The sequence below is a fragment of the Nocardia carnea genome (assembly GCF_029868325.1).
In the GTDB taxonomy this organism is placed as follows: Bacteria; Actinomycetota; Actinomycetes; order Mycobacteriales; family Mycobacteriaceae; genus Nocardia; species Nocardia carnea_C.
Window position 1 is genome coordinate 1 of the sequence record NZ_JARWNW010000126.1, and the last position, 2,807, is coordinate 2,807.

At 67.1% G+C, this 2,807-nt stretch carries 2 protein-coding genes; both read left to right on the top strand.

The window, feature by feature from the left end; genetic code table 11:
• On the top strand, positions 1-1,927 hold a 1,927-nt coding region (locus tag QH196_RS08920), incomplete at its 5' end, for an LCP family protein (RefSeq protein ID WP_280415288.1).
• Between the two features lie 78 nt (positions 1,928-2,005).
• Positions 2,006-2,668, top strand: a complete 663-nt coding sequence (gene phoU / locus QH196_RS08925) for a phosphate signaling complex protein PhoU (protein WP_033244111.1) — start codon at positions 2,006-2,008, stop codon at positions 2,666-2,668.
• Positions 2,669-2,807: the final 139 nt, after the last annotated feature.

The following is a 2,807-nucleotide window of genomic DNA, read 5'->3' on the forward strand; positions in this document are numbered from 1 at the left end:
GGGCAGCGATCCGCCTCCCGCGCGAGGCCCCGCCCGGCCGCCCACGGAAGGCCGGGCAGCCGTACCCCCGCCGCCGCCCGAACCGGCCCGAGACGCTCCCCGCAACCGGCCGCCGAACGGCCGGCGTCCCGCGCCGGCCGCAGAGCCCGAACCCACGACCACGTTGTCCCAGCAACCGGACCCGGAGGGCGGGGTTCCACGACCCGATGCCGGCGGGGCTCCGAAACGCTCCCGGCAATCACGCAGCACACTCGGGCGTCGCGGTAAAGGCGCCGCGGCCGCAGTCGACGAGAATGCCACCGACGTCCTGGCACCCCTCGACGAAGAGGGCGGAACCCGGGCCGGCGGACGAACCGATACCGGCGGCTGGCCAACTTCGAGTCCGGCCGAACCCGAAACGGTCGGCAAGCCGAAGCGACGATCGGCTGCCCGGTCGCGGCGCGAGAAGCGGCTACGCCTGGCAGCCCGCGCGGGTGTCGCGTTCCTCTCCGTGCTGGCACTGCTGATCACCGGCGGCGGCTGGAGCTATCTGCGCGCCACCGGCAACAGCTTCACCCAGGTCTCGGCGCTCGCCGAGAACGAAGACGATGTGATCGACGCGCAGGCTCAGCTCGGTGACGAGAATTACCTGATCGTCGGCACCGATACCCGCGCCGGGGACAATGCCGAGGTCGGCGCCGGCACCGTGGAGGATGCCGAGGGCGCACGCGCCGACACCACGATGCTGGTGCATATCCCGAAGAACCGGCAGCGCGTGGTGATCGTGTCCTTCCCGCGCGACCTGGACGTCACCCGGCCCGAATGCAAAGGCTGGGACAACCAGAAACCGGGCTACACCGAAGATGTGTTTCCGTCGGCCATGGGCGACAAGCTCAACGCCGTGTACGCGCTGGGTGGTCCCCGGTGCCTGCTGTCCACTATCCAGCGATTGACAGGCAGCACGATCAACCACTTCATCGGTATCGATTTCGCCGGTTTCGAACAGATGGTGGACAAGGTCGGCGGCGTCGAGGTGTGTGTGAGCAAACCACTCGAAGACGGCATGCTCGGCACCATCCTCCCGGAGGCGGGACGCCACAAGATCGACGGGAAGACCGCGCTCAACTATGTCCGGGCCCGGCACGTCTACGGCGAAGAGCGCAGCGACTACGACCGGATCAACCGCCAGCAGAAGTTCCTCGCGTCCCTGCTGCGCGGCGCACTGTCGAGCAAGATGCTGTTGGATCCCGGCAAATTGAACGGATTCGTCCAGGCCTTCTCCAAGGCGACCTTCGTCGACCAGGTCGAACCCAACGACCTGCTGATGCTGGGCAAATCGCTGCAGGATCTGGATTCCGGGGCAGTGACCTTCCTGACCGTGCCCACCGCGGGCACCACGTCCTACGGCAACGAGATCCCCCGTACCTCCGATATCCAGGCGATCTTCCAGGCGATCCGCGACGATCAGCCACTTCCCGGGGAGAAGACCGCACCGGCCCCGCCGCCGACCTCCCAAGCTCCGGTGCCGCCGTCGCTTACGGCGGTGGATCCCAGCACCCTGTCGTTGCTGGTGTCCAACGGCTCGGGAATCGCGGGCCTGGCGAGTTCCACCGCGAGCGAGATGGCCAATGTCGGTTTCAACATCTACAACTACGGCAACTACACGGAAGGGAGTTCGACCGAGACGAAGGTCCGCTACTCCCCCGGTCACGAGGCCGAGGCGGCCACGGTGGCGAGCGCCATTCCCGGGGCGTCCATTCAGCTCGACGAGTCTCTCGGCAGCATCGTCGAACTCGTCCTCGGCGAGAACTACCAGCAGATCGTGAACGAACCAGCCCTGGTCGGTAGCCCCATCACCGATGTGGCGGCCGCCGGCACCGAACCGGTGGAACTGCCCAGCGACCTCGAACATGTGAACGCCGGCGACGATCCCTGCGCCGCACAGTGACCACCGGAACAACCCCGCTAGCGGGTTGTTCACCCTTTGTTGGTGACGTGGACAGTGGGGCGAACTAGTCTTCGTTTCATGCGTGTCATCTACAACGAGCGAATGGCCGATCTCGCCCACCTGCTGGGCGAGATGGCCGGGCTTGCCGGTTCGGCCATGGATCGCGCCACGCAGGCTCTGCTCCAGGCCGACCTGCCGCTGGCCGAGCAGGTCATCAGCGAGGGGGATCGGATCGCCGAGATGATCGCCGACGCGGAGGAGAAGTCCTTCGCGCTGCTGGCCACGCAGGCCCCGGTCGCCGGAGATCTCCGGCAGGTGGTCAGCGCGATCCAGATCGTCAACGACGTCAACCGGATGGGTACGCTCGCCCTGCATGTGGCCAAGGTGGCCCGCCGCCGGCATCCCAACCACGCCCTGCCCGAAGCGGTCAACGGCTATTTCGCCGAAATGGGCAGGATCGCGGTCAGTATGGGCCAGGGCGCCAAGGAAGTGCTGGAATCCCGCGACCCCGAACGCGCGGCGCAGCTCAACCAGGACGACGAGGCGATGGACGATCTGCATCGCCACCTGTTCACCCTGCTGATGGACCGGGAATGGAAGTACGGGGTGGCGCCCGCTGTCGATGTCACCCTGCTCGGCCGCTACTACGAGCGGTTTGCCGATCACGCGGTGGAGATCGGCCGCCGGGTCATCTTCCTGGTCACGGGCGAACTGCCCCCGGACACCGACAGCGAAAGCTGATCCGGCCGGTTTCAGCCGAGATATGAGTGTGGCCCGAGAATATTATCGGGCCACACACATATATGGAGATTAAAACCCCACCCCCCCCCCCCCGACCCCCAGGGGGGGGGCCCCCCCGAGGGGGGGGCCCCCAGGGGGG